Here is a 2,108-nt window from a genome sequence, read left to right on the forward strand (position 1 = left end):
GTACAGCCCCGCGCCCCTATGGGGCGCTAGGCCTCCGTCGGGCGGCGGAACATCCGGGTTGCCGTGATCTCGCCGTGTACCGGCTCCGCGTCCGGGTCCTGCTGCGGCAGGCCCGGGCGCAGGTGTTCCTCGACGCTGATGTACTTCAGGCCCGCGCGCAGGTCCGCGTCGTTGCGCAGCCGGATGACCAGCGGGAACTCCGCCAGGGCCGTGGTGTCGAAGAGACCGGTGGTGTAGAGCAGTTGCACGCCGAGGGCGTCGGCGACGGCCCGCTGGAGCTCCAGCAGATACGTGGCGTTGGCGCGGCCGATGGGGTTATCCAGGAACAGCGTGCCCGCGTGCCGCTGCTTGTCGCGGCCGCGGTCGTTGCTGCGCAGCGCCGCCATGGTGCAGTACAGCGCGATGGCCGCGGTCAGCAGCTGGCCGCCGGAGAAGACGTCGCCCATCTGCCCCACCGGCACCCGCTCGGCGCGCAGCACCGCGTCCGGCTTGAGGATCTCCACCGCGACGCCGCGCGGCAACAGCGCCGCCCGCACACCGCGCAGCAGCAGCGACATGCCGTCGCGGCGCAGGTCGGAGTTCTTCTTGACGGCGGACCGGGTGGCCTCGTCGATGACCTCGCCCAGGCGCTCGGTGAGCGTGGACTGGTCGGGGTCGTCGAAGCGGATGCGCAGGAACTCCTGCCCCGACCACTCCCCCAGGCCCTCCGGCAGCCGGGACAGCCGCTGGGCCGAACGCAGCGTGGCCAGTGAGGACTCGACCAGGCCGCGCAGCCGGTCGACGATGCTGTCGCGGTTGCGCTCCAGCTGCTCCAGCTCGTCCGTCAGCACCCGCAGCCGGGGCGCGAACGCCTCGGCCCAGGCGGCGGCGTGCTCCGGCAGGGCGGCGGCGGGCAGTTCGCGGATCTGCTGGCGGGCGGGGGTGCGTACCTGCTCGTAGCGCGTGGAGTTGGCGTGCCGGACGAGTACGTCGCTCGCCTCGCGGACCGCGGACTCGGCGGCCGAGAGGTCGCCCGCGCAGCCGCGCAGGGAGCGGCGCGCCTCGGCGGCGGCCTGCCGGGCCTCCTCCAACGTGCCGGAGTACGGCTCGGGTTCGTCGGCTTCCTCGTCGCCGGTGGTGTCGCGCAGCAGGTCGCGCAGGAGGGCGGCGGTGTCGTCGAAGCCGCCGGCCGCCTCCTCGGCGGCCCGGTGGGCGCGCAGCAGGCCCGCGTGCGCGGTGCGGGCGCTCTCCAACGCGTCGGTGCGGGCGGCCAGTTCGGCGGTGGCGGTGCGCAGCAGCTCCTTGGCCTGGGCCGCGTCGGCGGGCACCCGGTCCTCGGGGAGCTCGGTGTGCGCCTCGCCGTCCTCCGGGGCGAGGCGCTCGGCCTCGCCGCGCAGCCGGCCCAGTTGCTCGCTGGCCGCGGACGCGCGGGTCTCCAGCGTCTGCACGAGCTCCTCGGCCCGGGCGGCGGCGGCCTGGCGGGACGGGCCGTCGGCGCCGTCGGTGCCCTCCAGGAGCTGGGCGGCGCGGGTGCGCACCTTGTTGGTGAGGCGGTCGAGTTCGGCGCGGGCGGCGCTCTCGTCGCTCTCGGCGCGGGCCTGTTCGGCGCGCAGGTCGGCGCCGACGCCGACCTTCTCGTACACCTGGGAGGCGGCGCGGTAGGCCTCGCGCAGTGCGGGCAGCGAGGCGGCCGGGGCCTGGTCGTCCTCCGCGATGTCGTCCGGGGCGCCGGCGATCTCGGCGCGCTCGGCGCGCAGCGCGCGGGCGGTGCGGCGGGCGTCGTCGGCGGCGCGCTGCGCGGCGCGGCGCTCCTCGTCAGCGGCGCGCGCCCGGTCGATGCACTCCTCCGCGCGCTCCTCCGCCTCGGCGCCCTCCTCGGCGAGATCGCGCAACTTGGCCTGCCAGGAGGCGCGTTCGCGCAGCCGGTAGGCGAGGCCGGCGAGCGCGTCGGCGACGCGGCGGGCGCGCTGGGCGGTCTCCTGCCGCTCGTCGCGGACGACGACCGCCTCGGCGGCGGTCTCCTCCGCCTCGGCGCGGGCCTCGCGCAGCGCCGCCAGCTCCTGCTGTGCGGCGTCCGCGGCCGTACGCAACCGCCCGGCCTCCGCGGCCAGTTCGGCGAGGCGGCCGGC

1 protein-coding gene is annotated in these 2,108 nt (G+C 76.8%); it reads right to left on the reverse strand.

The features are described from left to right. Positions 1 to 26: 26 nt before the first annotated feature. Positions 27 to 2,108: coiled-coil domain-containing protein (locus HG542_RS33215; protein WP_498063296.1), on the reverse strand; the 2,082-nt coding region annotated here is incomplete at its 5' end.

It is taken from the genome of Streptomyces morookaense, from assembly GCF_013030945.1.
In the GTDB taxonomy this organism is placed as follows: Bacteria; Actinomycetota; Actinomycetes; order Streptomycetales; family Streptomycetaceae; genus Streptomyces; species Streptomyces morookaensis.